Origin of the sequence: Nocardioides speluncae, assembly GCF_003121585.1 — a bacterium.
Classification (GTDB): Bacteria; Actinomycetota; Actinomycetes; order Propionibacteriales; family Nocardioidaceae; genus Nocardioides; species Nocardioides speluncae.
In genome coordinates, this window is sequence record NZ_QEOO01000031.1 from 31,419 (window position 1) to 57,472 (window position 26,054).

The 26,054-nt window shown below is 69.7% G+C and carries 29 protein-coding genes; 20 read left to right on the forward strand and 9 right to left on the reverse strand.

Features of this window, described 5'->3' with window-relative positions; translation table 11 throughout:
* Window positions 1-32: 32 nt before the first annotated feature.
* From rpsL to DDV73_RS16720, 8 genes are all read left to right on the forward strand, one after another.
* Window positions 33-407 carry a 30S ribosomal protein S12 gene (gene rpsL / locus DDV73_RS16685; protein WP_109508401.1) on the forward strand — a complete coding sequence of 125 codons (375 nt, stop codon included), beginning with the start codon at window positions 33-35 and terminating at the stop codon, window positions 405-407.
* Window positions 408-486: 79 nt separating this feature from the next.
* On the forward strand, window positions 487-957 hold the full coding sequence (rpsG, locus tag DDV73_RS16690) for a 30S ribosomal protein S7 (RefSeq protein WP_109508402.1): 471 nt from the start codon (window positions 487-489) through the stop codon (window positions 955-957).
* Window positions 958-1,031: 74 nt separating this feature from the next.
* A complete protein-coding gene (fusA, locus tag DDV73_RS16695; protein WP_109508403.1) occupies window positions 1,032-3,143 on the forward strand; it encodes an elongation factor G in 2,112 nt (703 codons plus the stop codon).
* Window positions 3,144-3,207: 64 nt separating this feature from the next.
* On the forward strand, window positions 3,208-4,401 hold the full coding sequence (gene tuf, locus DDV73_RS16700; RefSeq protein ID WP_109508404.1) for an elongation factor Tu: 1,194 nt from the start codon (window positions 3,208-3,210) through the stop codon (window positions 4,399-4,401).
* 333 nt (window positions 4,402-4,734) lie between these two features.
* Window positions 4,735-5,859, forward strand: a complete 1,125-nt coding sequence (locus DDV73_RS16705; RefSeq protein ID WP_154402788.1) for a sensor histidine kinase — start codon at window positions 4,735-4,737, stop codon at window positions 5,857-5,859.
* Window positions 5,856-6,524, forward strand: coding sequence for a response regulator transcription factor (locus DDV73_RS16710; RefSeq protein WP_240617331.1), 669 nt, complete (start codon window positions 5,856-5,858; stop codon window positions 6,522-6,524). Before DDV73_RS16705 ends, DDV73_RS16710 begins: the two co-directional genes overlap by 4 nt.
* An 83-nt stretch (window positions 6,525-6,607) precedes the next feature.
* The gene (locus DDV73_RS16715) at window positions 6,608-7,597 is read left to right on the forward strand and encodes an ABC transporter ATP-binding protein (protein ID WP_109508406.1); all 990 of its coding nucleotides are present in this window, start codon (window positions 6,608-6,610) and stop codon (window positions 7,595-7,597) included.
* Window positions 7,594-8,346, forward strand: coding sequence for an ABC transporter permease (locus DDV73_RS16720; protein ID WP_109508407.1), 753 nt, complete (start codon window positions 7,594-7,596; stop codon window positions 8,344-8,346). The genes DDV73_RS16715 and DDV73_RS16720 overlap by 4 nt, the downstream gene beginning before the upstream one ends.
* Before the next feature lie 86 nt (window positions 8,347-8,432).
* On the opposite strand, the gene DDV73_RS16725 is transcribed toward DDV73_RS16720, so the two are convergent.
* Window positions 8,433-9,761, reverse strand: a complete 1,329-nt coding sequence (locus tag DDV73_RS16725; protein WP_206050925.1) for a pectin acetylesterase-family hydrolase — start codon at window positions 9,759-9,761, stop codon at window positions 8,433-8,435.
* 138 nt (window positions 9,762-9,899) lie between these two features.
* Between DDV73_RS16725 and DDV73_RS16730 the strand changes: the two genes are divergently transcribed.
* From DDV73_RS16730 to trmB, 3 genes are read left to right on the forward strand one after another with little or no spacing between them, the layout of a single operon-like run.
* Window positions 9,900-10,556 (forward strand): response regulator transcription factor, encoded by a 657-nt coding sequence (locus DDV73_RS16730; RefSeq protein WP_109508408.1) that lies wholly within the window; start codon window positions 9,900-9,902, stop codon window positions 10,554-10,556.
* Entirely contained in the window at window positions 10,553-11,788 is a 1,236-nt protein-coding gene (locus tag DDV73_RS16735; protein WP_109508409.1) for a sensor histidine kinase, read from the forward strand. The genes DDV73_RS16730 and DDV73_RS16735 overlap by 4 nt, the downstream gene beginning before the upstream one ends.
* A gap of 35 nt (window positions 11,789-11,823) precedes the next feature.
* On the forward strand, window positions 11,824-12,558 hold the full coding sequence (gene trmB, locus DDV73_RS16740; RefSeq protein WP_109508410.1) for a tRNA (guanosine(46)-N7)-methyltransferase TrmB: 735 nt from the start codon (window positions 11,824-11,826) through the stop codon (window positions 12,556-12,558).
* Window positions 12,559-12,692: 134 nt separating this feature from the next.
* Here the strand turns inward: trmB and DDV73_RS16745 are convergent, their stop codons facing one another.
* The 3 genes from DDV73_RS16745 to DDV73_RS16755 are packed head-to-tail and all read right to left on the reverse strand — an operon-like array spanning window position 12,693 to window position 14,407.
* On the reverse strand, window positions 12,693-13,139 hold the full coding sequence (locus DDV73_RS16745) for a VOC family protein (protein WP_109508411.1): 447 nt from the start codon (window positions 13,137-13,139) through the stop codon (window positions 12,693-12,695).
* A gap of 9 nt (window positions 13,140-13,148) precedes the next feature.
* Entirely contained in the window at window positions 13,149-13,595 is a 447-nt protein-coding gene (locus DDV73_RS16750) for a helix-turn-helix domain-containing protein (RefSeq protein WP_109508412.1), read from the reverse strand.
* The gene (locus DDV73_RS16755; protein WP_109508491.1) at window positions 13,592-14,407 is read right to left on the reverse strand and encodes an RDD family protein; all 816 of its coding nucleotides are present in this window, start codon (window positions 14,405-14,407) and stop codon (window positions 13,592-13,594) included. The genes DDV73_RS16750 and DDV73_RS16755 overlap by 4 nt, the downstream gene beginning before the upstream one ends.
* 24 nt (window positions 14,408-14,431) lie before the next feature.
* Between DDV73_RS16755 and DDV73_RS16760 the strand changes: the two genes are divergently transcribed.
* Window positions 14,432-15,427 carry a stage II sporulation protein M gene (locus DDV73_RS16760; protein WP_109508492.1) on the forward strand — a complete coding sequence of 332 codons (996 nt, stop codon included), beginning with the start codon at window positions 14,432-14,434 and terminating at the stop codon, window positions 15,425-15,427.
* A 154-nt stretch (window positions 15,428-15,581) separates the two neighbouring features.
* Here the strand turns inward: DDV73_RS16760 and DDV73_RS16765 are convergent, their stop codons facing one another.
* The 5 genes from DDV73_RS16765 to DDV73_RS28250 are packed head-to-tail and all read right to left on the reverse strand — an operon-like array spanning window position 15,582 to window position 20,796.
* Window positions 15,582-16,874 carry a DUF58 domain-containing protein gene (locus DDV73_RS16765; protein ID WP_109508413.1) on the reverse strand — a complete coding sequence of 431 codons (1,293 nt, stop codon included), beginning with the start codon at window positions 16,872-16,874 and terminating at the stop codon, window positions 15,582-15,584.
* Between the two features lie 10 nt (window positions 16,875-16,884).
* Window positions 16,885-17,919, reverse strand: coding sequence for an AAA family ATPase (locus tag DDV73_RS16770; RefSeq protein WP_109508414.1), 1,035 nt, complete (start codon window positions 17,917-17,919; stop codon window positions 16,885-16,887).
* Window positions 17,916-19,034, reverse strand: a complete 1,119-nt coding sequence (locus DDV73_RS16775) for a DUF4350 domain-containing protein (protein WP_109508415.1) — start codon at window positions 19,032-19,034, stop codon at window positions 17,916-17,918. The genes DDV73_RS16770 and DDV73_RS16775 overlap by 4 nt, the downstream gene beginning before the upstream one ends.
* On the reverse strand, window positions 19,031-19,636 hold the full coding sequence (locus tag DDV73_RS28245; RefSeq protein WP_161962433.1) for a DUF4129 domain-containing protein: 606 nt from the start codon (window positions 19,634-19,636) through the stop codon (window positions 19,031-19,033). Before DDV73_RS28245 ends, DDV73_RS16775 begins: the two co-directional genes overlap by 4 nt.
* Window positions 19,633-20,796, reverse strand: coding sequence for a hypothetical protein (locus tag DDV73_RS28250; protein ID WP_161962434.1), 1,164 nt, complete (start codon window positions 20,794-20,796; stop codon window positions 19,633-19,635). Before DDV73_RS28250 ends, DDV73_RS28245 begins: the two co-directional genes overlap by 4 nt.
* A gap of 522 nt (window positions 20,797-21,318) precedes the next feature.
* Between DDV73_RS28250 and rpsJ the strand changes: the two genes are divergently transcribed.
* Genes rpsJ through rpsC form a run of 8 tightly spaced genes read left to right on the forward strand, consistent with a single transcriptional unit; the run spans window position 21,319 to window position 26,050 of the window.
* Entirely contained in the window at window positions 21,319-21,627 is a 309-nt protein-coding gene (gene rpsJ, locus DDV73_RS16785) for a 30S ribosomal protein S10 (protein ID WP_008360994.1), read from the forward strand.
* 19 nt (window positions 21,628-21,646) lie between these two features.
* On the forward strand, window positions 21,647-22,312 hold the full coding sequence (gene rplC, locus DDV73_RS16790) for a 50S ribosomal protein L3 (RefSeq protein ID WP_109508416.1): 666 nt from the start codon (window positions 21,647-21,649) through the stop codon (window positions 22,310-22,312).
* Window positions 22,309-23,283 carry a 50S ribosomal protein L4, sunset domain variant gene (rplD, locus tag DDV73_RS16795; protein ID WP_109508417.1) on the forward strand — a complete coding sequence of 325 codons (975 nt, stop codon included), beginning with the start codon at window positions 22,309-22,311 and terminating at the stop codon, window positions 23,281-23,283. Before rplC ends, rplD begins: the two co-directional genes overlap by 4 nt.
* Window positions 23,280-23,585: a 50S ribosomal protein L23 gene (rplW, locus tag DDV73_RS16800; protein ID WP_109508418.1), complete on the forward strand. Its 306-nt coding sequence runs from the start codon at window positions 23,280-23,282 to the stop codon at window positions 23,583-23,585. Before rplD ends, rplW begins: the two co-directional genes overlap by 4 nt.
* Before the next feature lie 21 nt (window positions 23,586-23,606).
* Window positions 23,607-24,440 (forward strand): 50S ribosomal protein L2, encoded by an 834-nt coding sequence (rplB, locus tag DDV73_RS16805; protein WP_109508419.1) that lies wholly within the window; start codon window positions 23,607-23,609, stop codon window positions 24,438-24,440.
* Window positions 24,441-24,454: 14 nt separating this feature from the next.
* Complete coding sequence (gene rpsS, locus DDV73_RS16810; protein ID WP_109508420.1) at window positions 24,455-24,736, forward strand: 30S ribosomal protein S19; 282 nt, start codon at window positions 24,455-24,457, stop codon at window positions 24,734-24,736.
* The gene (gene rplV / locus DDV73_RS16815; RefSeq protein ID WP_109508421.1) at window positions 24,733-25,176 is read left to right on the forward strand and encodes a 50S ribosomal protein L22; all 444 of its coding nucleotides are present in this window, start codon (window positions 24,733-24,735) and stop codon (window positions 25,174-25,176) included. The genes rpsS and rplV overlap by 4 nt, the downstream gene beginning before the upstream one ends.
* A 1-nt stretch (window position 25,177) precedes the next feature.
* Entirely contained in the window at window positions 25,178-26,050 is an 873-nt protein-coding gene (gene rpsC / locus DDV73_RS16820; RefSeq protein ID WP_109508422.1) for a 30S ribosomal protein S3, read from the forward strand.
* Window positions 26,051-26,054 lie beyond the last annotated feature (4 nt).

Here is a 26,054-nt window from a genome sequence, read left to right on the forward strand (position 1 = left end):
TTCTGAGAGTAGAAAAGAAGGGGAACCACCCGGTGCCCACCATTCAGCAGTTGGTCCGCAAGGGCCGCCAGGACAAGGTGTCGAAGCAGAAGACGCCTGCCCTCAAGGGTTCGCCCCAGCGACGCGGTGTTTGCACCCGCGTCTACACCACCACCCCGAAGAAGCCGAACTCCGCTCTGCGCAAGGTCGCCCGTGTGCGCCTGTCCAGCGGCGTCGAGGTCACGGCGTACATCCCGGGTGTCGGTCACAACCTTCAGGAGCACTCGATCGTGCTCGTCCGCGGCGGTCGTGTGAAGGACCTGCCCGGTGTGCGTTACAAGATCATCCGCGGCTCGCTCGACACCCAGGGTGTGAAGAACCGCAAGCAGGCCCGCAGCCGCTACGGCGCCAAGAAGGAGAAGAGCTGATGGCCCGCCCAGTGGGAACCGTTCCCGCCCCGAACTCGCACACCGCCACCACCGACCTCCGTAAGACGGGAGACCGCTGATGCCCCGCAAGGGTCCCGCCCCGAAGCGGCCCATCGACGTCGACCCGGTCTTCGGCTCGACCCTCGTCTCCCAGCTGGTCAGCAAGGTTCTGCAGGACGGCAAGAAGCAGGTCGCCCAGCGGATCGTCTACAGCGCCCTCGAGGGCTGCCGCGAGAAGACCGGCACCGACCCGGTCGTCACGCTGAAGCGTGCGCTCGACAACGTCAAGCCGGCCATCGAGGTCAAGTCCCGCCGCGTCGGCGGTGCGACCTACCAGGTCCCGATCGAGGTCAAGGCCGGCCGCAGCACCACGCTGGCGCTGCGCTGGCTGGTGGGCTACGCCCAGGACCGCCGCGAGAAGACCATGTCCGAGCGGCTCATGAACGAGATCCTCGACGCGAGCAACGGCCTCGGCGCCGCTGTCAAGAAGCGCGAGGACACCCACAAGATGGCCGAGTCCAACAAGGCCTTCGCCCACTACCGCTGGTGACAGCCGCGCGGGAGTACGCCGTACTCCCGCGACCGCTGCCCATCCAAACCTCTTCCTAAGGAACGCGACACACCGTGGCCGTCGACATCACAACGGACCTCAACAAGGTCCGCAACATCGGCATCATGGCGCACATCGACGCCGGCAAGACCACCACCACCGAGCGCATCCTCTTCTACACCGGAATCACCTACAAGATCGGTGAGGTCCACGAGGGTGCAGCGACGATGGACTGGATGGAGCAGGAGCAGGAGCGCGGCATCACGATCACGTCGGCCGCGACGACCTGCTGGTGGAAGGACCACCAGATCAACATCATCGACACCCCGGGTCACGTGGACTTCACCGCCGAGGTCGAGCGCTCGCTGCGCGTCCTCGACGGCGCGGTCGCGGTCTTCGACGGTGTCGCCGGTGTCGAGCCGCAGACGATGACGGTGTGGCGCCAGGCGAACAAGTACTCCGTGCCCCGGATGTGCTTCGTCAACAAGCTGGACCGCACCGGTGCCGACTTCTTCAACTGCGTCCAGATGATGGTTGACCGGCTGAACTCCACCCCGCTGGTGCTGCAGCTCCCGATTGGCGCCGAGTCCGACTTCATCGGCGTCGTCGACCTGATCGGCATGCGCGCGCTGGTGTGGCGCGGCGAGACGACCATGGGCGAGGACTACGTCGTCGAGGAGATCCCCGCCGAGCTCAAGGCCCAGGCCGAGGAGTACCGCGAGAAGCTGCTCGAGACGCTCTCCGAGGCCGACGACGAGACCATGGAGAAGTACCTCGAGGAGCACGAGTTCACTCCTCAAGAGCTGGAGACCGCGATTCGACGTGCCACCCTCGCCGACAAGCTGAACCCGGTGCTGTGCGGTACTGCGTTCAAGAACAAGGGCGTCCAGCCGCTGCTCGACGCGGTCGTGAAGTTCCTTCCGTCGCCGCTCGACATCGACGCGATCATCGGTCACTCCCCGCGGGACGAGGAGGAGGAGATCAAGCGACTCCCGTCCGACTCCGAGCCGTTCTCGGGCCTGGCATACAAGATCGCTACTGACCCGCACCTCGGCAAGCTGATCTACGTCCGCGTCTACTCGGGCAAGCTCGAGGCCGGCGCGACCGTGGTCAACTCGGTCAACGGCCGCAAGGAGCGGATCGGCAAGGTCTACCAGATGCACGCCAACAAGCGTGAGGAGATCGCGTCGGTCGGCGCCGGCCAGATCGTCGCCGTCATGGGCCTCAAGGACACCAAGACCGGTCACACGCTCAGCGACCCCCAGAACCAGGTCGTCCTGGAGTCGATGAGCTTCCCGGCCCCGGTGATCGAGGTCGCGATCGAGCCCAAGACCAAGTCCGACCAGGAGAAGCTCGGCACCGCGATTCAGCGGCTGTCCGACGAGGACCCGACCTTCACGGTCAAGGCCGACGAAGAGACCGGCCAGACGATCATCGCCGGCATGGGCGAGCTCCACCTGGAGATCCTCGTCGACCGGATGAAGCGTGAGTTCCGGGTCGAGGCGACCGTCGGCAAGCCGCAGGTGGCTTACCGCGAGACGATCCGTAGGACCGTCGAGAAGCACTCGTACACCCACAAGAAGCAGACCGGTGGTTCGGGTCAGTTCGCGAAGGTGGTTGTCTCGCTGGCGCCGAACATCGACCCCGAGACCGGTCACGGTGCGGGCTACGAGTTCGAGAACAACGTGTCCGGTGGTCGCGTGCCGCGCGAGTACATCCCGTCGGTGGACCAGGGCGGCCAGGAGGCCATGGAGTTCGGCGTACTCGCCGGCTACCCGATGGTCGACGTGAAGTTCACCCTGGAGGACGGCGCCTACCACGACGTCGACTCGTCCGAGCTCGCCTTCAAGATCGCCGGCAACCAGGCGTTCAAGGAGGCCGCACGGATGGCCAACGCGGTCCTGCTGGAGCCGATGTTCGCGGTGGAGGTGGTCACGCCAGAGGCCTACCTCGGCACCGTCATCGGCGACCTGAACTCGCGGCGTGGCCAGATCCAGGCGCAGGAGGAGCGGCACGGCGACCTCGTCGTCGACGCCCTCGTGCCGTTGTCCGAGATGTTCGGGTACGTTGGCGACCTGAGGTCCAAGACCTCCGGTCAGGCTTCGTACTCGATGGAGTTTGACTCGTACGCCGAGGTTCCGAAGAACGTCGCCGACGAGATCATCAAGAAGGTCCGCGGCGAGTAGCCCAGACCGGCGTACCCAGTTCAACCAAACACGAGTCAAGTAACAATCAACAGGAGGAGCCCCAGTGGCTAAGGCGAAGTTCGAGCGGACCAAGCCGCACGTGAACATCGGCACCATCGGTCACATCGACCACGGTAAGACGACGCTGACCGCGGCGATCTCGAAGGTGCTGCACGACAAGTACCCGGACCTGAACCCGTTCACGCCGTTCGACGAGATCGACAAGGCTCCCGAAGAGCGTCAGCGCGGTATCACGATCGCGATCGCGCACGTCGAGTACCAGACCGAGGCGCGTCACTACGCCCACGTCGACTGCCCGGGTCACGCGGACTACATCAAGAACATGATCACCGGCGCGGCCCAGATGGACGGCGCGATCCTCGTGGTCGCCGCCACCGACGGCCCGATGCCGCAGACCCGTGAGCACGTGCTGCTCGCTCGCCAGGTCGGCGTGCCGACCCTGGTCGTGGCGCTCAACAAGTGCGACATGGTCGACGACGAGGAGCTCATCGAGCTCGTCGAGATGGAGGTGCGCGAGCTCCTCTCCGAGTACGAGTACCCGGGCGACGACATCCCCGTCGTGCGCGTTGCGGCGGCCCCGGCCCTCAACGGCGACGCCAAGTGGGGCGAGACCGTCGTCGAGCTGATGAACGCGGTCGACGAGCACATCCCGACCCCGGAGCGCGAGACCGACAAGCCGTTCCTGATGCCGGTCGAGGACGTCTTCACCATCACCGGTCGTGGCACCGTGATCACGGGCCGTATCGAGCGGGGCATCGTGAAGGTCAACGAGGAGGTCGAGATCGTCGGCATCCGCGAGGGCTCGCAGAAGACCACCGTCACCGGTGTCGAGATGTTCCGCAAGCTGCTCGACGAGGGCCAGGCGGGCGAGAACGTCGGTCTGCTGCTTCGTGGCACCAAGCGCGAGGACGTCGAGCGCGGCATGGTCGTCATCAAGCCGGGCACCACGACCCCGCACACCAACTTCGAGGCGAACGTCTACATCCTCTCGAAGGAGGAGGGCGGCCGTCACACGCCGTTCTTCAACAACTACCGTCCGCAGTTCTACTTCCGTACCACGGACGTGACGGGCGTTGTCACCCTTCCCGAGGGCACCGAGATGGTCATGCCCGGTGACACCACCGAGATGTCGGTCGAGCTGATCCAGCCGATCGCCATGGACGAGGGTCTCCGCTTCGCGATCCGTGAGGGTGGCCGCACCGTCGGTGCCGGTCGCGTCACCAAGATCAGCAAGTAGGTAGCAGCGCACGAAGCCCCTCGGGAGCCGTCAGGCTCTCGGGGGGCTTCGGCATGTTGTGGGTGGCTTGTGTCTTGCTTGGGACTGTGGGCGACAGCGGCGCCTCCAACGCACGCCGGGCGCTGGGGCGGCGCGTCGCGCGCACGGCCTCTCCTTTGGTTGCGCGCTCTACGCGCGCGCCGCGGCCAAGCCCCTTTACGCCGCCCGGCGTGCGCTGGAGTCACCGCCGTCGCCCACGGTCTTCGCATTGCTGGTGGTTGGTTCTGTGGTCGTGGTTGTTGGGTCGTTCTGTGGGTGGAGTCGGAGGGCGGTTTGCAGGGATAGGGTTCCCGCATGGGCGGGCTTGGCGTTCGTGCGCGGGAGGGGGACGACCAGCCTGACGTGGTGCGGCTGGTGGTGCCGGTGCTTTGTGGCCTGGTCCTCGTGAGCGCGCTGGTTGTCGACCCGGCGGTGTGGTGGGCGGGGCTTTCGCTGACGGTTGCGGCGCTCGCGCTGATGTTCTGGTCCTGGTACGACGTGCCGCCCGAGGTGGTGGCGCCGGTGGTGCTGGTGAGCACCGTGGCAAGCCAGTCGACCGGGGCGCTCGAGGTCGGGCTGTTCATGCTCTCGATCCTGGGCCTGGCGCTCACCGGCTGGGGCGAATCGCGATGGACCACCTGGGTGCTGGTCGGGCTGACGGTAACGGCGCCGATGCTGGGGTGGTGGCTGCTGCAGCGGGCCGAGTTCGTGCCGTGGATCTGGACCATCGGCGTCGCGTTCCCGGCGGCGATGGGGTGGGCGGTGCACCGGCAGGAGGTGCTGGTGCGTGAGCTGACCGCGGCCCGGCACGAGCTGGCCGAGCAGGCGGTTCGGGAGGAACGGCGGCGGGTGGCACGCGACGTACACGACCTGGTCGGGCACGGCCTGGCGGCGGCGATGGTGCAGGTGACCAGTGCCCGCCACGTATTGTTCCGGGACCCGGAGGCGGCCGACGAGGCGCTGGCCACGGCTGAGCGGGTGGGGAGGGCGAGCATGCGGGAGCTGCGAGCCACGCTCTCGGTGCTGCGTGACGGCGACGAGGGCGGCCAGGAATCGGCCTCGCCGCCCGGAGCGGACGACATCTCCCGCCTGGTCGAGGACGCCCGGAGCGCCGGACTAGACGTCACGCTGCTGACCGAGGGCGACACCGCGCGCGTCGACCCGGTGGTCGGGGTGACCCTGTACCGGATCGCCCAGGAGGCGCTGACCAACGCCACCCGGCACGCGCCGAAGGCCGAGACGACCGTGCGGATCCACGTCGACGACGCGGTGGCGGTGCTGGAGGTGGCCAGCCTCGGGCAGCCGGCCGCCGAGCCCGACCAGCGGCAGCCGCGATACGGCATCCTCGGCATGCGTGAGCGGGCCGAGGTGGTCGGCGGAACCCTGCTCGCAGGTCCGGTGGAGTCGGGCTGGTTGGTGCGGTGCGAGGTGCCGCTGTGATCGCCGCCGTGATCCGCGTGGTGCTGGTCGACGACCAGGACATCGTCCGCAACGGGCTGGCCCGGATCCTCGGCCCGGAGGACGGGTTCGAGGTCGTGGCCGAGTGCGCCGACGGCGACGAGGTCGAGGAGGCGGTGACGCGCACCCGGCCGGACGTCGTACTCATGGACCTGCGGATGCGCCGCGTCGATGGCATCACCGCCACTCGGGCGCTGGCCACGCTGGAGCACCCACCGCCGGTGCTGGTGGTGACCACCTTCGACGAGGACGAGCTGCTCTGGGGCGCGATCCAGGCCGGGGCAGCGGGTTTCGTGCTCAAGGACAGCCCGGCCGGCGGCCTGATCGCGGCGGCTCGGGCGGTGGCCGGCGGCGGCGCGTGGTTCGACCCCGGCGTGACCCCGCGGCTGCTGCACGCCTACCGCCAGTCGGTGGCTCCCGCCGCTCGCGAGCGCCGGCGGCTCGACGGGCTCACCGAGCGCGAGTACGACGTACTCCGGCTGATGGCACGCGGCGCGACCAACGCCGAGATCGCCGCGTCGCTGTACCTCAGCGAGACCACCGTGAAGACCCACGTCGGCAACCTGTTCGCCAAGCTCGGGGTCCGCGACCGCGCGGCCGCGATCGTCTTCGCGTTCGACCACGGCGTGGTGTCGGCGGGCGGCTAGCCCCCGGATGGGCCTCTGGTAGGAGCACGGCTCGGCACCGTGGGCGGATCCGGCGGCACCCTCGCCGGCGGTTGCATGGCGGCATGACCGAAACCCTGACCAGCGCCGGGCCCGCCCCGGCCGTGACCGACGATCCGGCCGACACCGTGATCGCGGTCCGCAACCTGACCAAGTCGTACGGCGACCGACAGGTCGTCCGTGACGTCTCCTTCGAAGTGCGCCGGCAGGAGATCTTCGGGATCCTCGGCCACAACGGCGCCGGCAAGACCACCACCGTCGAGATCGTGCAGGGCCTGCGCCGCGCCGACGGCGGCGAGATCCGGGTGCTCGGGCTGGACCCGGCCCGCGATCGGGACGAGCTGACCAGCAGCATCGGCTCCCAGCTGCAGTCCTCGGCACTGCCAGAGCGGCTGCGGGTCGCCGAGGCGCTCCGGTTGTTCGCCCGGATCGCCGGTGACGTCGTGGACTGGCGCGAGCTGGCCGCCGAGTGGGAGCTGGACCGGCTGGAGCGCACCGCGTTCGGGTCGCTGTCCGGCGGCGAGAAGCAGCGGCTCTTCCTCGCGCTCGCGCTGGTCCAGAAGCCGCGGCTGGTGTTCCTCGACGAGCTGACCCAGGGCCTGGACCCGACCGCGCGCCGCGAGACGTGGCGGCTGATCGAGCGGATCCGCGACCACGGGGCGACCGTGGTCCTGGTCAGCCACTACATGGACGAGGTGGAGCGGCTCTGCGACCGGGTCGGCGTGCTGCACGAAGGCCGGATCGCCGCGATCGGGACGCCGAGCGAGCTGGTGACCGAGCACGGCGGCGCCGTACAGACCCGGTTCACCGCTCACGACGCCGACCTCGGTCCCACGCTGGCCGCGCTGGCCGGCGTGACCGACGTACACGTGGACGGGACGGCGTACCAGGTTGCCGGCACCACCGAGGCGCCGTTCGAGGTGGCCCGAACGCTCGACGACCACGGCCTCCGGCCCCGCGATTTCAGCGTGCTCCGGCCGTCGCTGGAGGACGTGTTCATGACCATCACCGGCGAGACGATCGCCGCCACCAGCAGGGAAGGAGCAGGACGATGAGCACGCTGACGGCACTGAGCGTCACCGAAGGCAAGCTGTACGCACGGGAGTGGGGGATGCTGGTCTTTGCCTTCGCGTTCCCGCCGCTGATGATGGTGATCCTGGCCGGCGTCTTCGCAGGTGAGGGCTTCGACGAGGTCTGGGGCGCCACCGGCGGCACCGACTACTACATCGCCTCCTACCTCGGCATCCCGCTGGCCTCGGTCGCGCTGACCGGGCTGCCGGTGATGCTGGCGTCGTACCGCGAGCTCGGCATCCTGCGCCGGTTCGAGGTCTCCGGTGTCAAGGCGACCACCGTGGTCACCGCGCAGGCGCTGGTCGGCCTGGCCACTGTGGCGCTGGGTGCGGTGCTGGTGCTGGCCGTCGCCGCCCCGGTGTACGGCGTACCCGCGATCGAGGACCCGCTCGGCGTACTCGTGGTGCTGGCGCTGGGTTCCGGCGCGATGCTGACCCTCGGCGTGGCGCTCGGGCTGGCGCTGCGCACATCGCGGGCGGCGAACGCGATCGGGATGCTGCTGTTCCTGCCGATGTTCATCCTCGGCGGTGGCGGCCCGCCGGCCGGCGTGATGACGTCGGCGATGAGCAACGTCGCGGACCTGATGCCGCTCACCCACATCACCGAGGGCCTGCGCCAGGCCTGGCTGTTCGGAGACCTGCAGGCCACCGAGCTGCTGTGGCTGGCGGGCTGGTGGGCCGTCGCCCTGGCCCTGGTCGCCCTGGTCGCCCGCACCCGCCGCTCCTTCCAGTAACCACGCCGACCCGGCCCGTCTTCACCGCCAAGGCCGCCGACCCGGCCCGTGTTGACCTGCACGATGTCAACACGGGCCGGGTCAGGTCACGGCTTCGCGCAGACGGTGCAGTGGACGTCGTCGAGTGGTTGACCGGCAAGCAGTGCTGCGACCCAGTCGGCCAGGGCAACGCCGTTGACCTCGAGTTCGTAGAACATCGGATACTCGAGGATGCCGTGTCCGTTGCCGGGCGCGGTGTAGCTGTGCTGGACCACGCCGGCGTCCTCGATCGCTGCGTCGTTGGCGTCGATCAACGCGAGAAGGTCCGGCGCGGTCTGACCGGTCAGGTACTCAACCGACTCCGCTGCATGCGAGTCGTAGGCGTAGTCGAAGCGGGCCATGACGATGTCCGGATCGTGGCGCCCGGCCTGGATCCAGAACTGGGTCGGCGCCCAGTCGCGCGGGGTGAGTCCTTCGTTGACCTCCCAGTCGGGCATGGTGTCGTGAGCGCCCCAGTTGCCGAGGATCTTGGCGTTGAGGTCGGGTTCATCGAGGGCGGCGCCAGACTGGGAGCCGAACACGGTGACCTGGGCATCGGGAAGCAGGTCGGCGACGAGACCGGCGTACACAGGAGCGGCGATCGACCCGGCCGTGTGGCCGACGACGACGACCTGGGCGGCGTTGGGGTACTGCTCGGCGAGGTGGTCGAGCGCTGCGGTCCCGTTGACGAACCCGTTGTGCGACACGCTCAGCCCTCTTGAGTACTCGTGGGTGGCGTCACCGAGGTGTGCGTCGGCGGTGCACAAGGGCACATAGACGAAGCTGAAGTCGCCGAACGGGTTGTCGGAGCGGGTGAGGTCGAGCATCCCGCCCTCCCGCGCCGGGTCTTCTCCCTCGATGGTTGGGTCATAGTCCGGGCCTGTCGGCTCGTCGGTCGAGCCGGTGTTCGCGCTGGCGCAGGTCGTCGCGTCGAAGCAAGTGCCGCCACCGTCGAGGTAGAGCACGACCTTGGTCTGCTTCGCCGGGCGCTGCCAGAAGGCGAACTCGCTGCCGTCAGCGCACTCGCAGTCACCGCCGGGGACGATCTTCTCCCAGTCCTCGTTAGCCGCCTTTCCCGGGCTGCCCGACGTGGCGTCCGCCTGGGGTACCAGGTGCTCGCACGCCTTCTCGGCGGTCTTGAACCGGGCCGAGTCTGGATCGATGCCGCTGTCCCCGAGACTGATTCCGTCGGGGCCGGGGTCGGGGAAGTCGGCGATTCCCTCGGCGCGCATGCACCGCGTGAACGCCTGGAGGTCGGGCTCGCCGGCGTGCGAGCCCTCGGTCGCCGGGTCTGCCGGTGCTGAGTCCGCCTGCGGTTTCGAGTCGGTTCCACAGCCGGTGACGAAGGCGGCGAGCAGCATCAACGCGGCTGTCGCGAGGCTGGTTCTGGCGCGCATGGTGTTACCTCTTCTCGGGCCGGCCGGATGCCGGTTCTCCCGACCGAGGGAACGCTGCCGCCGGTTTCCGTGGCGTTTCGTCCAGGCGACACGACAACGAGAACCTGGGGGAAACCACGCCCGGACCACAATGGTGGAATGCGCTTGCTGGTGGTCGAGGATGAACCCACGCTCGCTGAGGCGATCGCGGAATGGTTGCGCGCCGAGGCGCACGCGGTCGATGTCGCCTTCGACGGTGCCAGCGCGCTGGAGCACACGTCCGTCAACGACTACGACGTCGTGATCCTGGACCGTGATCTCCCGGTGATCCACGGCGACGAAGTGTGTCGACGGCTCAGCGCCCTGGACGAGGGGCCGAGCATCCTGATGCTGACAGCATCCGCGGAGGTGCCCGAGCGAGTCGCCGGGTTCGCCCTGGGGGCCGACGACTACGTGCCGAAGCCGTTTGCCTTCGCCGAGCTCACGGCCCGGGTGCTGGCTCTCGGTCGGCGCAGCGGCCGCCGCCTACCGCCGATCCTGACGCGGGGCGAGCTGAGCCTGGACCCGGCACGTCATGAGGTGTTCCGGGGCCACCGGTTCGTGCCGCTCGCAAAGAAGGAGTTCGGCGTACTCGCTGAGCTGTTGCGCGCGGAGGGTGCGGTCGTGAGTGCGGAGACGCTCTTGACGAAGGTCTGGGACGAGCATGCGGATCCGTTCACCGGAGCGGTGAAGCTCACGATCCACAAGCTGCGGCGCAAGCTCGGCGAGCCCGAGTTGGTCGAGACCGTCACCGGGGTGGGGTACCGGATCCGATGAGTCGCCTGAGGCCATCGCGTCGGCTCGGCTTGCGGGCCAGGCTCACGCTGTCGATCGGCCTGCTGTTCGTCCTCGCCGGCCTGGCCCTGCTCGGAGCGACCTACGCCCTGGTCGATCGCCAGCTTGAGCGCGAACCGCCGCCCCTGCTTGCCGACCACCTGCCCGGTGACGCGCCGGAGAAGGCGGCGGGCGAATTCACGTTGATCGACCAGGAGGGCAACGCGTATGTCGGCGGCGACGCCACCAGGCTGCTTGAGACTGATCAGCGTGAGGCCCTCTCGGAGGCGGCGCGCGAGGTTCTCACCCAGGGTGCCTTGGCACTCGTGGTCGTCGGCGGAATCGCGGTGGCGCTTGTCTGGGTCGTGTCGGGCCGGATCCTCGCGCCGCTGCGGCGGGTGACCGAGACAGCTCGTCGGATCGCCGATGCGCCCGCTACCGAGCACGTGCTGCATGAGCGCATCGCACTCACCGGACGGGAGGACGAGGTCGCGGATCTGGCGTCGTCGTTCGACACCATGATGGAGAAGCTCGATCAGACCTTCACGGGGCAGCGCCGATTCGTGGACAACGCCGCGCACGAGCTCCGCACCCCACTCACCACGGGGCGAGCGCTCATCGAGCTCGTTCTGCAGAACCAGGACGCGCCGCCGCAGGTCCGAAAGCTCGGCGCGGAGCTGCTTCGAACCAACGAGAAGCACGAGCGGCTCATCGACGGCCTCCTGCTGCTGGCCAAGGCGGATCACGAGGTGGAAGATCGCTCGCTCATCGACCTGGCGGATCTGGTCGAGCACACGCTTCATCAGGCGTCGATCGGCGACACCCACCTCGAGACAGATCTCGGGGAAGCGTTGACCCGTGGCGATGCATTGCTGCTCGAGCGCGTGGTGCACAACCTCGTCGACAACGCCTCACGCCACAACCGGCCCGACGGGTGGATCCGCGTCTCGAGCCGTTCGGTGGGCCTCTGGGTGGAGCTGGAGATCGAGAACACCGGGCCCGTGGTGCCGGCCGACGAGGTGCCCGAACTGTTTCGACCATTCCGCCGGGCCGGGGGTGACCGGCTCGTCGCCGATGGCGTTGGCCTCGGGATGTCGATCGTGGCCTCGATCGCGCGCGCGCATCATGGCGAGGCCGTTGCGACCGCCCGCCCCGGCGGCGGCCTCGTGGTCACCGTGCGTCTTCCGGCGGCGGAGCCGACCGACGTCCCACTGCCGTTCGAGGGACCAGGCTAGGGCCTGGCTGGGCGGCGTACCGGAGAATGTCGCCCATGGCAGAACCGTCAGGGCCAGTCCGCCCCGCCCGCCCGCACCACAAGCTGACCGAGGACGGGCGGCGGGTGCGGGAGGTGCTGACCTACTCGCGGCGGGGGAGCAGGTTCTCAGCCAAGCAGCAGCAGGCGTGGGACGCCCACCACGAGCGGTGGGTGATCCCGGACGAGGTCGTGGACCAGCCGGGGTTCACGTTCGAGAGCTGGTTCGGCCGCAAGGCGCCGCTGATCGTGGAGATCGGGTCCGGCGTGGGCGAGGCAACCGCGGCGCTGGCAGCCACCCGTCGTGAGTACGACGTCCTCGCGCTCGAGGTCTGGCGGCCGGGAGTGGCCGAGACGCTGGGCCGGCTGGCCGAGGCCGAGGTCGACAACGTGCGGCTGTGCAGCGTGGACGCGGTCTGGTCGATGGAGCACCTGATCGGCGCCGGCGAGCTGGCCGAGCTGTGGACGTTCTTCCCCGACCCGTGGCACAAGAAGAAGCACCACAAGCGCCGCCTGGTCACTCCGGACTTCGCCGCGCTCGCCGCGTCCCGGCTGGCGCCGGGCGGGAGCTGGCGGCTGGCCACCGACTGGGCCGACTACGCCGAGCAGATGGCCGAGGTCCTGGATGCCTTGCCGGCCCTCGACGGTGGTGTGGTCGAGCGGTGGGCCGAGCGGCCGGTGACCAAGTTCGAGCGCAAGGGGCTGGCCGTCGGCCGCGTCATCACCGATCTTGCCTACCGCCGTACCAGCTGACCCGGCCCGTATTGACACTGAGCTACGTCGACCCGCCCGTGTTCACGCGTTGTGCGTCAACACGGGCCGGGTCGGCGTGCTCTGGCGTGAATTCAGGCCGGGTCGGCTCCAGGCTGAGCTTGCGAAGCCTGGTGTCAACCCGGGGCTCCGCTGGCGGCGAAGTCTTCGGCGGTGTACGGCGTGGTCTCGACCAGGACCACCCAGTTGCCGGAGTTGTCGCGGCACAGCGCCTCGACGCCGTACGGCCGCTTAGAAGGCTCCTGGAGGAACTCGACCCCCTTGGCCTTCAGGTCCTCATAGGTCTGCTGGCAGTCGTCGACGGTGAGTCCGAGGCCGTGCATCCCGCCCTCATCCTGGGCGCGGCGCACGGCCTCGGCGTACTCCGGGCTCAGTGGCGGGCCGGGGACGGCGAGGTTGACCATGAGCTCCGGCTGGTTGGGGTGGAAGACGGTGCACCAGCGGTAGCCGTCACCCAGCGTGATGTCGTCCTTCTCCTCGAAACCGAGGACATCGACGTAGAACTTCTTGGACTCGTCCTGGTCCTTGACGAAGACGCTGACAATCGAAATGTTGGTGATCATGTGACCACGCTAGGAGCCTTCGCCGCCCGGTGGCTTCTCCCCGATTGCGGACCGTTCCGCGAGTCCCCACATGAACACGAAGCAGCCCGGGATGTGCGGCGCGGCGCCGGCGTACCGCCGCTGGAAGTCGCTCGGCGACTCGCCCACCAGCGCCCGGAACCGCGAGCTGAATGAGCCCAGGCTGGAGAAGCCGACCGCGTGGCAGACCTCGGTGACGGTGAGGTTGGTGGCGCGGAGCAGGTCCTGGGCGCGCTCGATCCGGCGCTGCGAGACGTACTCGGCGGGGGTCACGCCGTACGTCGCCTTGAACAGCCGCAGGAAGTGGTACTTGCTCAGCCCGGCGACCGCGGCCAGGTCGTCGAGGACCACCGGGTCGGTGTAGGAGCGGTCGGCGTGGTCGCGCGCGCGGCGCAGGTGGACGAGTACGTCGCCGGGCGCCCGCGCAGGCGTGCTCATCGGCGCTGGGTCAGCCGCTGCCGGAAGTCGGCCTCGCGGCGCAGCCGGGCCGCATCCCGGTCCCGCCGGGCCGCGATCACCGCGGCGAGGAACGCGTCGGGCGGGGTGCCGGGCGGCGGCTTGGGTGCGACGTACGCCGCGACCTGCTCGGCCAGCCGGTGCCCGAGCGCGGCCCGGGCCTGCGGGCTGATCTGGTGGGCGCGGCCGAGGTACTGGCGGACCGCGAGCGCGAGCCCGGTCGGCAGGGCGGCGATGTCGGCGGCGGCCGCCCACTGCTGCAGCGGCCACGGCATCTGGGTGGGCAGCGGCAGGATCAGGTGCACCCGCTCGCGGACGACGTAGGTGCCGGCCGCGTAGTCGCCCAGCCGCTTGCCACGCTCGCTCAGCAGCGCCGAAAAGAACGCCGGGACGCCGGTGAACGCATAGATCTCGACGTACCCGATCAGGGCCCGGACCAACGCATGCTGGGCCGAGATCGGGCCGCCGTCGTCGCGGACGGTGCGCAGCCCCATCGCGTACTTGCCGAGCGTCCGGCCGCGACTGAGCGTCTCGAACGCGGTCGGGTAGACCAGGAAGACCAGGATCGTGACGCCGACGTACGCCGCCCACTGCAGGGCGGCGTCGGCCCTCGCGGTGGCGATCATCAGGAACACGTACGCCGCGATCAGCAGCGCGATCGTCGCGAGGATGTCGATCAGCCCGGACGCGATCCGGGTGCCGAGGCCGGCCGGCGGCAGGTCGAGCGCGACCGCCTCACCGGTGACGAGGTCATCGGCGGTCAGGGTGGCGAACTCGGTCGCAGGCTCGGTCATCGACATCAGCATATGGTTGGCCGCGTGGATCTCGACGCGTACGTGCAGGCGCACCTGCATGAGTGGCGCCGGCTGGAGGCTTTGACCAAGCAGCGCCGGCTGTCCGGGGCCGAGAGCGACGAGCTGGTCGACCGCTACCAGCAGGTCGCCACCCACCTGTCGGTCGTGCGTACGTCGGCACCCGACGCGAGTCTGGTCGCCTACCTCTCCTCGATCCTGGCCCGGGCGCGGATGCGCGCGGTCGGGACCCGGGTGGCGTCGTGGCGCGGCGTGCTCCACTTCTTCACCGACCGGTTCCCGGCCGCGCTCTACCGGCTGCGCTGGTGGTGGATCGGGACGCTGGTGGCCAACGTGATCGTCACCGCGGTGCTGATGTGGTGGCTGCTGGAGCACCCGCGGGTGGAGCAGAGCCTGCTGTCACCGGAGCAGGTCGACCAGCTGGTCAACGAGGACTTTGAGAACTACTACAGCGAGCACGCCGCCACTAGCTTCGCCACCCAGGTGTGGGTCAACAACGCCTGGGTCGCCGCGCTGTGCATCGCGCTGGGCGTTCTCGGCCTGCCGGTGATCTGGCTGCTGTTCAACAACATCGCCAACCTCGCGATCATCGGCTCGATCATGCACAGACACGGTCACGGCGAGCACTTCTGGGGGCTGATCCTGCCCCACGGCCTGCTAGAGCTGACAGCGGTCTTCGTGGCCGGCGGGGTCGGGCTGCGGCTGTTCTGGTCGTGGATTGACCCGGGCTCGCTGACCCGGTCCCGCTCGTTCGCCCGCGAGGGGCGAACGGCGATCACGGTCGCCCTTGGCCTGGTGGTGGTGCTGTTCATCAGCGGCGTCATCGAGGCCTTCGTGACCCCGTCGGGCCTGCCCACCTGGGCCCGGGTCGGCATCGGCATCACCGCCGAGCTGGTCTTCTTCGCCTACGTCTTCACGCTGGGCCGCGCGGCGTACCGCCGCGGCGAGACCGGCGACATCGCCGAGGCGCTGCTGGAGGACAAGGTCGCCACCGCCGAATAGGCCGCCCTGCCGGCTGTCGTGGGGCCGGCCCGGGGCCGACGTCATACGAGCCGCGCGCTATGACAGACGGGTCGTATGACGTCCCGCGGGACGTCATCCACTCCGCGCGCTATAGGTCGCTGAGCGTATGACGTCCCACCCGAGCCGCAGGGGGTCAGAGCAGGCCGCGTGCCTTCAGGCCGAGGTAGTGGTCGGCGAGGGCCGGAGGAAGCTTCTCGGCGTCCGCGTCGACGATGTCGACGCCGAGCTTGCTCAGCAGCTCGCCGGTACGCCGGCGCCGCCGCAGGACCTGCTCGGCCGCTGCCGCGTCGTACACCTCGTCGATGGAGTCGCGGCTCTCGGTGAGGGCGGCCAGGGCGGGGTCGTTGACCGAGGCCAGCACCACTCGGTGGTGCCTGGTCAGCGCGGGCAGCACCGGCAGCAGGCCCTCCTCGACCGCCGACGGGTCCAGCGCCGTGAGGAGTACGACGAGTGCCCGCTGCCGGCCGAGCTCGGCGACCGCACCCGCGATCCCGGACCAGTCGGCCTCGACCAGCACCGGCTGCAGGTCGGCCATCGTGTCCTGAAGCCTGGCGGCCACATCGCGCGAGCCGGCCGAGCGGAGCCGGGAGCGGATCCGGCGGTCGCCGGCCACAAAGTCGATCCGGTCGCCCGCGCGGGCGGCCAGTGCGGCGAGCAGCAGCGCGGCGTCCATGGCCGAGTCCAGCCTGGGTACGTCGTCGACGCGCGCGGCCGAGGTGCGGGAGGTGTCCAGGACCAGCACCACCCGGCGGTCCCGCTCCGGCTGCCAGGTGCGGACCACCACGTTGCGGTTGCGGGCCGAGGCCCGCCAGTCGATGGAGCGGACGTCGTCGCCACGGACGTACTCGCGCAGCGAGTCGAACTCGGTCCCGGCGCCGCGCACCCGGACCGCCGCCCGGCCGTCCAGCTCACGCAGCCGGGCCAGCCGCGACGGCAGGTGCTTGCGGGACTCGAACGGCGGCAGCGAGCGGACGGTGCCGGGCACCACCCTGGTCTGCTGGCGCGCCGCCAGCCCGAGCAGTCCGTAGGACCGGACGGTGACGCCGGCCGCGCGCAGGTCGCCGCGCCGTACCGGAGTGAGCGGGGTGGTCAGCAGCACCCGGTCGCCCGGCGTCAGCCGGACCCGGTGCCGGTTGTCGACGGCGCCGGCGGTCGGCTGCCAGGCGTCGCGGACGATGCCGCGCAGCCCGCGGCTGCCCTCGTTGACTACCGTCAGCGTGGTCGAGGTCGGGTAGCCGAGCCTGACGGTGCCGACCGGCGGCCGGTGGAACGACAGGCTCGCGGGCTTGGATGCCAGCAGCCAGTCCAGGAGTACGACGAACGCCACCACGCCGAGCCACATCCAGACCGTGCCGCCGGACGGCCGGAGCACGACCGGCACCAGGCCCAGCAGCAGGAGGAGCGGCACCCGCCCGGTGATCACCATCAGGGCTGCCTCATCGGGGAACCGGGACCGAGCCCAGCGCGGACGAGAGCACCTGCGCCACGTCGACGCCCTCGAGCTCGGCCTCCGGGCGCAGCCCGAGCCGGTGCACCAGGGTCGCGTGGGCGAGCGCCTTCACGTCGTCGGGCGTGACGAAGTCGCGGCCGTTGAGCCAGGCCCAGGCACGCGACGCCCGCAGCAGTGCGGTCGCGCCGCGCGGCGAGACGCCCAGCGACAGCGACGGCGACTCCCGGGTCGCCCGAGCGATGTCGACGATGTACCCGGCGACGTCCGGCGCGACCTGCACCGACGTCACCGCGCGCTGCCCGGCCACGATGTCCTCGGGCGTCGCCACCGGCGTCACCCCGGCGGCCGCGACGTCGCGTGGGTCGAAGCCCTCGGCGTGCCGGCGCAGGATCTCCAGCTCGGCGGTGCGGTCCGGGATCGGGAGGATCACCTTCAGCAGGAACCGATCCAGCTGCGCTTCGGGGAGCGGGTAGGTGCCTTCGTACTCGACCGGGTTCTGGGTCGCCGCGACCAGGAACGGCCGGGGGAGCGGCCGGGAGACGCCGTCGACCGACACCTGCCCCTCCTCCATCGCCTCGAGCAGCGCGGACTGGGTCTTGGGCGGCGTCCGGTTGATCTCGTCGGCCAGCAGCAGGTTGGTGAACAGCGGGCCCTCGCGGAAGCTGAGCTCGCCGGCGTGGCTGTCGATCACCATCGAGCCGGTGATGTCGCCCGGCATCAGGTCGGGCGTGAACTGCACCCGCCGGGTGTCGACCGACAGGGCCCCCGCCAGGGTCCGCACCAGCAGTGTCTTGGCGACGCCCGGCACGCCCTCCATCAGCACGTGCCCGCCACACAGCAGCGCGACCAGCAGCCCGGACACCGCCGCGTCCTGGCCGACCACGGCCTTGGCCACCTCCTTGCGTACGGCGGAGAGCCGGGCGCGCGCCTCCGGATCGAGCCCAGCGCGGGGCTCGCCGGGCGCGCTGTCGGGCTCGCTGACGTCGCTCTTGTCGAGGGACGTGGGTGCGGTGTCGCTCATGAGCGGCGTACCTCTCTGTCGAGTGCGGCCAGGTCGTTGGCCAGTCGGACGAGTTCGTGGTCGGAGGTGGGGATCCCACCGGCCGGGGTGAGCAGGGCGGCGACCTGCTCCTCGGGGCGCCCGGTGTGCCGGGCCACGTCGCGGACCAGCTGCTGCTCGTGGCCGGCGCGGGGCAGGTGCAGCCGGTCGGCGAGCCGGGCGCCGGCGGCGTCGCGCAGGGCCTCCGCGGCGTGTGCGCGGTCGTTGACCTTGCGGTAGAGCCGGCCGCGGCTGCGGGTGGTCTCGATGGCCTTGACCACCACCGGCAGCGGCTCGGTCACCAGCGCGCCGAGGCGCCGCGCCCGCCACCAGATCAGGCCGATCGTTGCCAGCGCCACGATCACCAGCGCCGGCACGATCCAGTCCGGCAGCAGCGAGCGCAGCGACACCGAGTCCTCGGCCAGCAGGTCCTCGTAGTTCGGGACGTACCAGACCAGCCGCTCGCGCTCGCCGAGCAACCGGAGCGCGGCGGCCGCGTTGTCGCCGTCGGTGATCCGGTCATTGGTGAGCAGGTCGGTGCTGCCGACCAGGGTCACGCCGTTCTCGCCGGTGACCAGCAGCGAGCCGTCGCCGGTGCCGAAGCAGCCGTCGTCGCCGGTGTAGGCGACACCGAGGTCGACCTCGAGCGTCAGGTCGGTGAACCGTGGGTCGTCGCAGCGGGCCTCGACCCGCTCCGGGATGCTCGCGCTGTTCACGGTCGAGTCCAGGCCCAGCTCGTCGATCAGCAGCGGCGACGGAGTCAACACCACGACCGGCTCGCCATCGGCGTGCTCGAGCAGCCGTTCGGTGGTGCTCTCGCCGAGCGCGGACGGGTCGCTGACCAGGACCATGGTCCCGTCGTCGACGACGGTGTCCTCCAGCCCGTCGGCGGAGCGGGTGACGGTCACCTCGACGCCCTGGTCGTCGAGCACTCGCGCGATCGCCTGGGCGCCGTCCGGTCCGGGGTTGTCCGGGTCGAGCGGTGCGTCGGAGCGGGCCGGGCCGCCGCCGAGGACCACGGTCAGCGCCACCGCCAGCAGGAGTACGCCGCCGACGAGCAGCAGCGCCCGGTTGCGGCGTACCCAGCTCGTGCTCATCGGCCCAGCTCGTCGTCGAGGGACAGCACCGAGACCGCCTGGTCACGGGTGGCCGGGCGGTCGCCGTACAGGACGGCGTCGAACAGCTGCGCGCTCGCGTCGACCCGCGGCCGGTGCGGCGGGAACAGCTCCGCCAGGCTGCCGGCGACCTCGTCGGCGGTCGCGCCCGGGTTGTCGGACAGCCGGCCACGCTCGACCTGCCGGACCGCCAGCGCCCGGAAGCCGTCGACGACCGCGAGCTCGTGCCGGCCCTCGCCCAGGGCCAGCTCGGCCCGGCGGCGCAGCTCCTTGGCACTGACCCGCTCGTCGGTGAACACCGGGCCCTCCGCCTTCTCCGCACGGGCACCGCCGCGGGCGCGGGAGACCAGCCAGCCGAGCGCCAGGACCAGCAGCACGAAGGTCACGATCGCCGCGAACGTCGACAGCGGTGACGCGTCCGAGGCGGCGTTCACCGAGTCGTCGAGCAGCTCCTGGAGCTTGCGCAGGATCCGGTCGATGATGTTGGAGTCGTTGTACTCCGGCTTCAGCAGCTCGCGGCGCAGCAGTGAGCGACCCTCGTCGGGCGAGGGGTGCAGCGGCGGGTCCTTGAGCCTTTCGATCACTGTGCGGTGATCCCCGCCTCCGACATCAGCTGCACGTCGTAGGCCTCCTTGCGCATCCGCAGGTCGATGTACTGCAGCGAGGTGACCCCCGCCGAGAACGGCGCCACGAAGGCCGTGGCGAGGACCTGGGCCACCACCATCAGGCCGAGGAACAGGAATGTCCCGAGCATGCCGCTCACGGCGTAGCCGGCGATGAAGGCGACGATCAGCACGGGTACGACGATGATGCTCGCGGCGAACTGGGTGACCAGGTAGGTCAGTACGCCGATACCGAGCGTGCGCCAGAAGGCGCGGCCCGTGAGCTCCCAGGCGCGGCCGATCGCCCGGAAGATGCCGACCGGCTCCAGCATCAGCGGCGGGACGGCCAGGTAGACCACCCGGGTCCAGACGAAGACCAGCGCGCACAGGAACAGCGGGATCGTCACCACCGCCCACGCCACGATCGGCCACGGACTGTCACTGACCACGACGACCGGGATCCAGAGCGCGACGTACACCGTGATCATCAGCAGCACCATCGTGCTCAGGAACAGCGACAGGCCGAGCAGCCTCCAGCGCTTGCCGTGGGTGCCCTGCCACGCCTCGCCGAGCGAGATCCGGCGGCCCAGGGTGGCCGCGGCGACCACCAGCGACACGATGCCGGTGACGAAGATCAGCCCGAGCGCCTGCACCAGTGCGCCGCCGTACTGGGTGCCGTTGAGCAGACCGGTGAAGGCGGCGCTGTCCTCGGTCTCGGTCATCGACACACTGACGTCGGCCAGCCGCACGATCAGGCCGCCGAGCAGCAGCGGGATCACCATCGAGACCGAGCTGACCAGCACCGCCGCCCCGACCGTGGCGCCGGGGCTCCTGCGGATCGTCTTGAACGCGCCGTCGTAGATGTCACCGAGCGACAGCGGGCGCAGCGGGATCACGCCGGGCTTGTGGGCCGCCACCAGCGGCCCGAACCCATTGCCTCCCGGGAACTGCTGCTGCGGGTACGGCGCCGGGTACGGCGCGCTGCCGGGCGGCGGCGGCCCGGCGGGAGCGCCGGGCGGCGGGTATGCCGGGCCACCCGGCGGCACCTGCCCCGGAGCCGCGAAGTCGGGCACCGGGAACGTGGTCGTCTTCTCAGGCGGAGGCGTGTAGCCGGGCGGTGGGTACAGATCGTCGCCGGACATGGGCCCTGTCTTCCCCCGATCGGAGCTTGGTAGTCCGGGACATCCTGTCAGGTCATCCCACGTCCAGCGCCAGGCCCGGATAGTCCAGAACGTTTGACATCAGTTCTGCGCTCAAAGTGATGTCGAACGTTCTGGACTATCCGGCCCGCGGGACCGATACCAGATCCGATTTGGTACGGCGCCGGATGCATGCCAAGATAGTCCGGTTGCTTCGGCGGGTTGCCGGGGTGCGCCTCAACTTGACCACTGAATCGCGTCTCCCTGATGGATCAGTGGTCTGGCATGCGGCCGCACCGATCCTGGAGACCCGATCAGCTCGACGAACCCGTCGAGCGTCACCTACAAGCTAGCGAGATCCCGGTCTCGTGTTGCGTCTCAACAGCGCGACACGCCCGACCGCGGGGGTCGGTGCGGGCTGGGGTGGCGAGGCACGGGCGGGGCGGCTTCACCGAAGTCGCATCGACATCAGGCACGCGGTGCTGGCACGAGCCGGTACTTATCGGAGAAGGACGAGAGAGACCTATGGCGGGACAGAAGATCCGCATCAGGCTCAAGGCCTACGACCACGAGGTGATCGACACCTCGGCGCGCAAGATCGTGGACACCGTCACCCGCACGGGTGCCAAGGTCGCCGGCCCGGTGCCGCTGCCGACCGAGAAGAACGTGTACTGCGTCATCCGCTCGCCCCACAAGTACAAGGACTCCCGCGAGCACTTCGAGATGCGCACGCACAAGCGTCTGATCGACATCATCGATCCCACGCCGAAGACGGTCGACTCGCTGATGCGCCTCGACCTGCCCGCCGGTGTCGACATCGAGATCAAGCTCTAGTCGACGGGAGACGCAGACCATGACCAGTACTTTTGAACGCAATGTGAAGGGCCTGCTGGGCAAGAAGCTCGGCATGACCCAGGCCTGGGACGCCGACAACCGGATCGTCCCGCTGACCGTCGTCGAGGCCAGCACCAACGTCGTCACCCAGGTGCGGCAGCCCGAGACCGACGGCTACAACGCCATCCAGGTCGGGTACGGCGAGATCGAGGCCCGCAAGGTGAACAAGCCCGAGTCGGGCCACTTCGCCAAGGCCGGCGTGACCCCGCGCCGCCACGTCGTCGAGATCCGCACCGCTGACGCCGCGTCGTACTCCGTCGGCCAGGAGCTCAGCCCCGAGCTGTTCGCCGCCGGCGAGGTCATCGACGTGACCGGCACCAGCAAGGGCAAGGGCTTCGCCGGAACCATGAAGCGGCACGGCTTCCACGGTGTCGGTGCCTCGCACGGTGCCCACAAGAACCACCGCAAGCCGGGCTCGATCGGCGCCTGCGCCACGCCCGGCCGCGTCTTCAAGGGCATGCGCATGTCCGGCCGGATGGGTAGCGACACCGTCACCACCCAGAACGTCACGGTGCACGCCGTCGACGTCGAGAAGGGCCTGATCCTGCTCAAGGGCGCCGTTCCCGGCCCCAAGGGCAGCCTCGTGGTCCTGCGCTCGGCAGCCAAGAAGGAGGCCTCCGCATGAGCCGGTCCGTGACCAACCTTGTCAAGGTCGACCTCCCCGCGGAGATCTTCGACGTCGAGGTTAACGTCCCGCTGATGCACCAGGTGGTCGTGGCCCAGCAGGCCGCCGCCCGCCAGGGCTCGGCGTCGACCAAGACCCAGGCCGAGGTCCGCGGTGGCGGTCGCAAGCCCTACAAGCAGAAGGGCACCGGCCGCGCCCGCCAGGGCTCGATCCGCGCCCCGCAGTTCACCGGTGGTGGCGTCGTACACGGCCCGAAGCCGCGCAGCTACGACCAGCGCACGCCCAAGAAGATGAAGGCTGCCGCGCTGAAGGCGGCGCTGTCGGACCGGGCGCGCAACGACCGGATCCACGTGGTCGAGTCGCTGGTCACCGGTGAGAAGCCGTCGACCAAGGCCGCGATCGCGTCCCTGCAGGCACTCAGCGAGCGCCGCCGGTTCCTGGTCGTGCTGGAGCGCGGTGACAACCTGACCTGGCTGTCGCTGCGCAACGCGCCCGAGGTGCACATCATCGCGGTCGACCAGCTGAACACCTACGACGTGCTGGCCGCCGACGAGGTCGTCTTCACCAAGGCTGCGTACGACGTGCTGGTCGGTGGCAAGTCCGAGGGCGAGACGGTCCCGGTCGAAACCACCAAGAAGCCGGCCAAGAAGGCTGCCGCCAAGGTCGAGACCGAGTCGAAGTCCGAGGAGAAGCCGAAGGCGAAGGCCAAGGCCGAGCCCAAGGCGATCGCCGACGTCCCGGCCGAGGAGGCCCCCAAGGCCGAGCTGCCCAAGGGCGCCAAGGCTCCGCTGAAGAGCGGCGGCGCGCCGAAGGGCTACGAGGTCAAGGGCAACGCCGACTCGGGCCTCTACCACGAGCCGGACGGCCAGTGGTACGACGCGACGGTCGCCGAGTTCTACTTCAAGAGCGCCGAGGCTGCCGAGGCCGCTGGCTTCAAGCGCGCTGGCAGCAGCGAGGAGGGTGACAAGTGAGCACCATTCACAAGGACCACCGCGACATCCTGATCGCGCCGGTGGTGTCCGAGAAGAGCTACAGCCTTCTCGACGCGAACAAGTACACCTTCCTGGTCCGTCCGGACGCCAACAAGACCGAGATCAAGATCGCGGTCGAGAAGGTGTTCAACGTCAAGGTGACGTCGGTCAACACGATCAACCGCAAGGGCAAGACGCGGCGTACCCGCACCGGGCTGGGCAAGCGCAAGGACACCAAGCGCGCCATCGTCAGCCTCGCTGAGGGCAACCGCATCGACATCTTCGGAGGTCCGGTCTCCTGACCGGGCTGAATAGGAATAGACATGGCTATCCGTAAGTACAAGCCGACTACCCCGGGCCGTCGCGGCTCGTCGGTCGCCGACTTCGTCGAGATCACCCGGACCACGCCGGAGAAGTCGCTGACCCGTCCGCTGCCCAAGAAGGGCGGCCGCAACAACCAGGGTCGGATCACCACCCGGCACCAGGGCGGCGGTCACAAGCGTGCCTACCGCATCATCGACTTCCGTCGGTACGACAAGGACGGTGTGCCGGCCAAGGTCGCGCACATCGAGTACGACCCGAACCGCACGGCTCGGATCGCGCTGCTCCACTACGCCGACGGCGAGAAGCGCTACATCGTCGCGCCGAAGGACCTGGCGCAGGGCGCCAACGTGGAGTCCGGTCCGAACTCCGACATCAAGGTCGGCAACAACCTGCCGCTGCGCAACATCCCGGTCGGTACCACCGTCCACTGCGTGGAGCTGCGTCCGGGCGGCGGCGCCAAGCTGGCCCGCTCGGCCGGCAACTCGGCGCAGCTGGTGGCCCGCGAGGGCAGCCGGGCGACGCTGCGGCTGCCGTCCGGCGAGATGCGGTACGTCGACGTGCGCTGCCGCGCCACCGTCGGCGAGGTCGGCAACGCCGAGCAGTCGAACATCAACTGGGGCAAGGCCGGCCGGATGCGCTGGAAGGGCAAGCGCCCGACCGTCCGTGGTGTCGTCATGAACCCGGTCGACCACCCGCACGGTGGTGGTGAGGGCAAGACGTCCGGTGGCGGCCACCCGCGCTCGCCGTGGGGCAAGAAGGAAGTCCGCACGCGCCGCAAGAAGGCCAGCGACGCCCAGATCATCCGCCGCCGCAAGTCCGGCAAGAACCGCTAGAAGGGACCTGAGAGATGCCTCGTAGCTTGAAGAAGGGTCCCTTCGTGGACGACCACCTGATGAAGAAGGTGGAGGCGGAGAACGACAAGGGCTCCCACAACGTCATCAAGACCTGGTCGCGTCGTTCGATGATCGTGCCGGCCATGATCGGCCACACGCTCGCCGTACACGACGGCCGTAAGCACGTTCCCGTGTTCGTGACCGACGCGATGGTCGGCCACAAGCTCGGCGAGTTTGCCCCCACCCGCACCTACCGCGGACACGTCAAGGAAGACCGGAAGGGACGCCGTCGATGAGCGTCACAGAACGTAGGCGCACCAGCGCCCGCCGCGAGACTCTGCTCGGCGACGAGCCGGGTGCCTTCGCGAGCGCGCGCTTCGTGCGGATCACGCCGATGAAGGCGCGTCGGGTCGTGAACATGGTTCGCGGCCTGCCCGTCGAGGAGGCCCTGGCGACCCTGCAGTTCGCGCCGCAGGCCGCTTCGCAGACCGTCTACAAGGTTCTCGAGAGCGCCATCGCGAACGCCGAGACCACCGAGGGGCTCGACGCCTCGTCGCTGGTCGTGTCGGTCGCGCAGGTCGACGAGGGTCCGACGATGAAGCGCTGGCGTCCGCGTGCGCAGGGCCGGGCTACCCGGATCAACAAGCGCACCAGCCACATCACGCTCGTCGTACAGCCGGCCGCCAATGTCGATGAGCGCCGTGTCGCCGAGAACAAGAAGGGACGGAAGGCCTGACATGGGTCAGAAGATCAACCCGAACGGGTTCCGGCTCGGTATCTCGACCGACCACAAGAGCCGCTGGTACGCCGACAAGCTCTACAAGGCGTACGTCGGCGAGGATGTCGCGATCCGCAAGCTGCTGTCCAAGGGCATGGAGCGCGCCGGCATCGCGAAGGTGGAGATCGAGCGCACCCGGGACCGGGTCCGCGTCGACATCCACACCGCCCGCCCCGGCATCGTCATCGGCCGCCGCGGCGCCGAGGCCGACCGGATCCGCGGCGAGCTCGAGAAGCTCACCGGCAAGCAGGTCCAGCTGAACATCCTCGAGGTCAAGAACCCCGAGATCGACGCGCAGCTGGTGGCCCAGGGCGTTGCCGAGCAGCTGTCCGGCCGCGTGCAGTTCCGGCGTGCGATGCGCAAGGCGATCCAGACCTCGATGCGCTCCGGTGCCAAGGGCATCCGGATCCAGTGCTCGGGTCGTCTGAACGGCGCCGAGATGTCGCGGACCGAGTTCTACCGCGAGGGTCGGGTGCCGCTGCACACGCTGCGTGCCGACATTGACTACGGCTTCTACGAGGCCCGCACGACCTTCGGCCGGATCGGCGTGAAGGTCTGGATCTACAAGGGCGAGGTTGCGGGCACCCGCGCCGAGCGTGAGGCCCAGGCTGCTGCCCGGGCCGGTGCGCCCGGTCGTGGCGGCGGCCGCGGTGACCGTCCGAACCGTGGCGGCGACCGTCCGAGCCGTGGCTCGCGCGGTGACCGGCCCACTAGGTCTGGTCGCGACGGCGCCTCTGGTGCCCCCGCCGAGAGCGCGCCGGCCGAGGCTCCTGCCTCGACCGAGCCTGCCGCTCCGGCCGAGGCCGCTGCGACCACCGGCAAGGAGGGCTGAGCAT

Coding starts and splice junctions, on each gene's coding strand:
- rpsG (WP_109508402.1), top strand. CDS start 487: ATGCCCCGCAAGGGTCCCGCCCCGAAGCGGCCCATCGACGTCGACCCG.
- DDV73_RS16705 (WP_154402788.1), top strand. CDS start 4,735: ATGGGCGGGCTTGGCGTTCGTGCGCGGGAGGGGGACGACCAGCCTGAC.
- DDV73_RS16715 (WP_109508406.1), top strand. CDS start 6,608: ATGACCGAAACCCTGACCAGCGCCGGGCCCGCCCCGGCCGTGACCGAC.
- DDV73_RS16720 (WP_109508407.1), top strand. CDS start 7,594: ATGAGCACGCTGACGGCACTGAGCGTCACCGAAGGCAAGCTGTACGCA.
- DDV73_RS16725 (WP_206050925.1), bottom strand. CDS start 9,761: ATGCGCGCCAGAACCAGCCTCGCGACAGCCGCGTTGATGCTGCTCGCC.
- DDV73_RS16730 (WP_109508408.1), top strand. CDS start 9,900: ATGCGCTTGCTGGTGGTCGAGGATGAACCCACGCTCGCTGAGGCGATC.
- DDV73_RS16735 (WP_109508409.1), top strand. CDS start 10,553: ATGAGTCGCCTGAGGCCATCGCGTCGGCTCGGCTTGCGGGCCAGGCTC.
- trmB (WP_109508410.1), top strand. CDS start 11,824: ATGGCAGAACCGTCAGGGCCAGTCCGCCCCGCCCGCCCGCACCACAAG.
- DDV73_RS16745 (WP_109508411.1), bottom strand. CDS start 13,139: ATGATCACCAACATTTCGATTGTCAGCGTCTTCGTCAAGGACCAGGAC.
- DDV73_RS16750 (WP_109508412.1), bottom strand. CDS start 13,595: ATGAGCACGCCTGCGCGGGCGCCCGGCGACGTACTCGTCCACCTGCGC.
- DDV73_RS16755 (WP_109508491.1), bottom strand. CDS start 14,407: ATGACCGAGCCTGCGACCGAGTTCGCCACCCTGACCGCCGATGACCTC.
- DDV73_RS16765 (WP_109508413.1), bottom strand. CDS start 16,874: ATGGTGATCACCGGGCGGGTGCCGCTCCTCCTGCTGCTGGGCCTGGTG.
- DDV73_RS16770 (WP_109508414.1), bottom strand. CDS start 17,919: ATGAGCGACACCGCACCCACGTCCCTCGACAAGAGCGACGTCAGCGAG.
- DDV73_RS16775 (WP_109508415.1), bottom strand. CDS start 19,034: ATGAGCACGAGCTGGGTACGCCGCAACCGGGCGCTGCTGCTCGTCGGC.
- DDV73_RS28250 (WP_161962434.1), bottom strand. CDS start 20,796: ATGTCCGGCGACGATCTGTACCCACCGCCCGGCTACACGCCTCCGCCT.
- rpsJ (WP_008360994.1), top strand. CDS start 21,319: ATGGCGGGACAGAAGATCCGCATCAGGCTCAAGGCCTACGACCACGAG.
- rplC (WP_109508416.1), top strand. CDS start 21,647: ATGACCAGTACTTTTGAACGCAATGTGAAGGGCCTGCTGGGCAAGAAG.
- rplD (WP_109508417.1), top strand. CDS start 22,309: ATGAGCCGGTCCGTGACCAACCTTGTCAAGGTCGACCTCCCCGCGGAG.
- rplB (WP_109508419.1), top strand. CDS start 23,607: ATGGCTATCCGTAAGTACAAGCCGACTACCCCGGGCCGTCGCGGCTCG.
- rpsS (WP_109508420.1), top strand. CDS start 24,455: ATGCCTCGTAGCTTGAAGAAGGGTCCCTTCGTGGACGACCACCTGATG.
- rplV (WP_109508421.1), top strand. CDS start 24,733: ATGAGCGTCACAGAACGTAGGCGCACCAGCGCCCGCCGCGAGACTCTG.
- rpsC (WP_109508422.1), top strand. CDS start 25,178: ATGGGTCAGAAGATCAACCCGAACGGGTTCCGGCTCGGTATCTCGACC.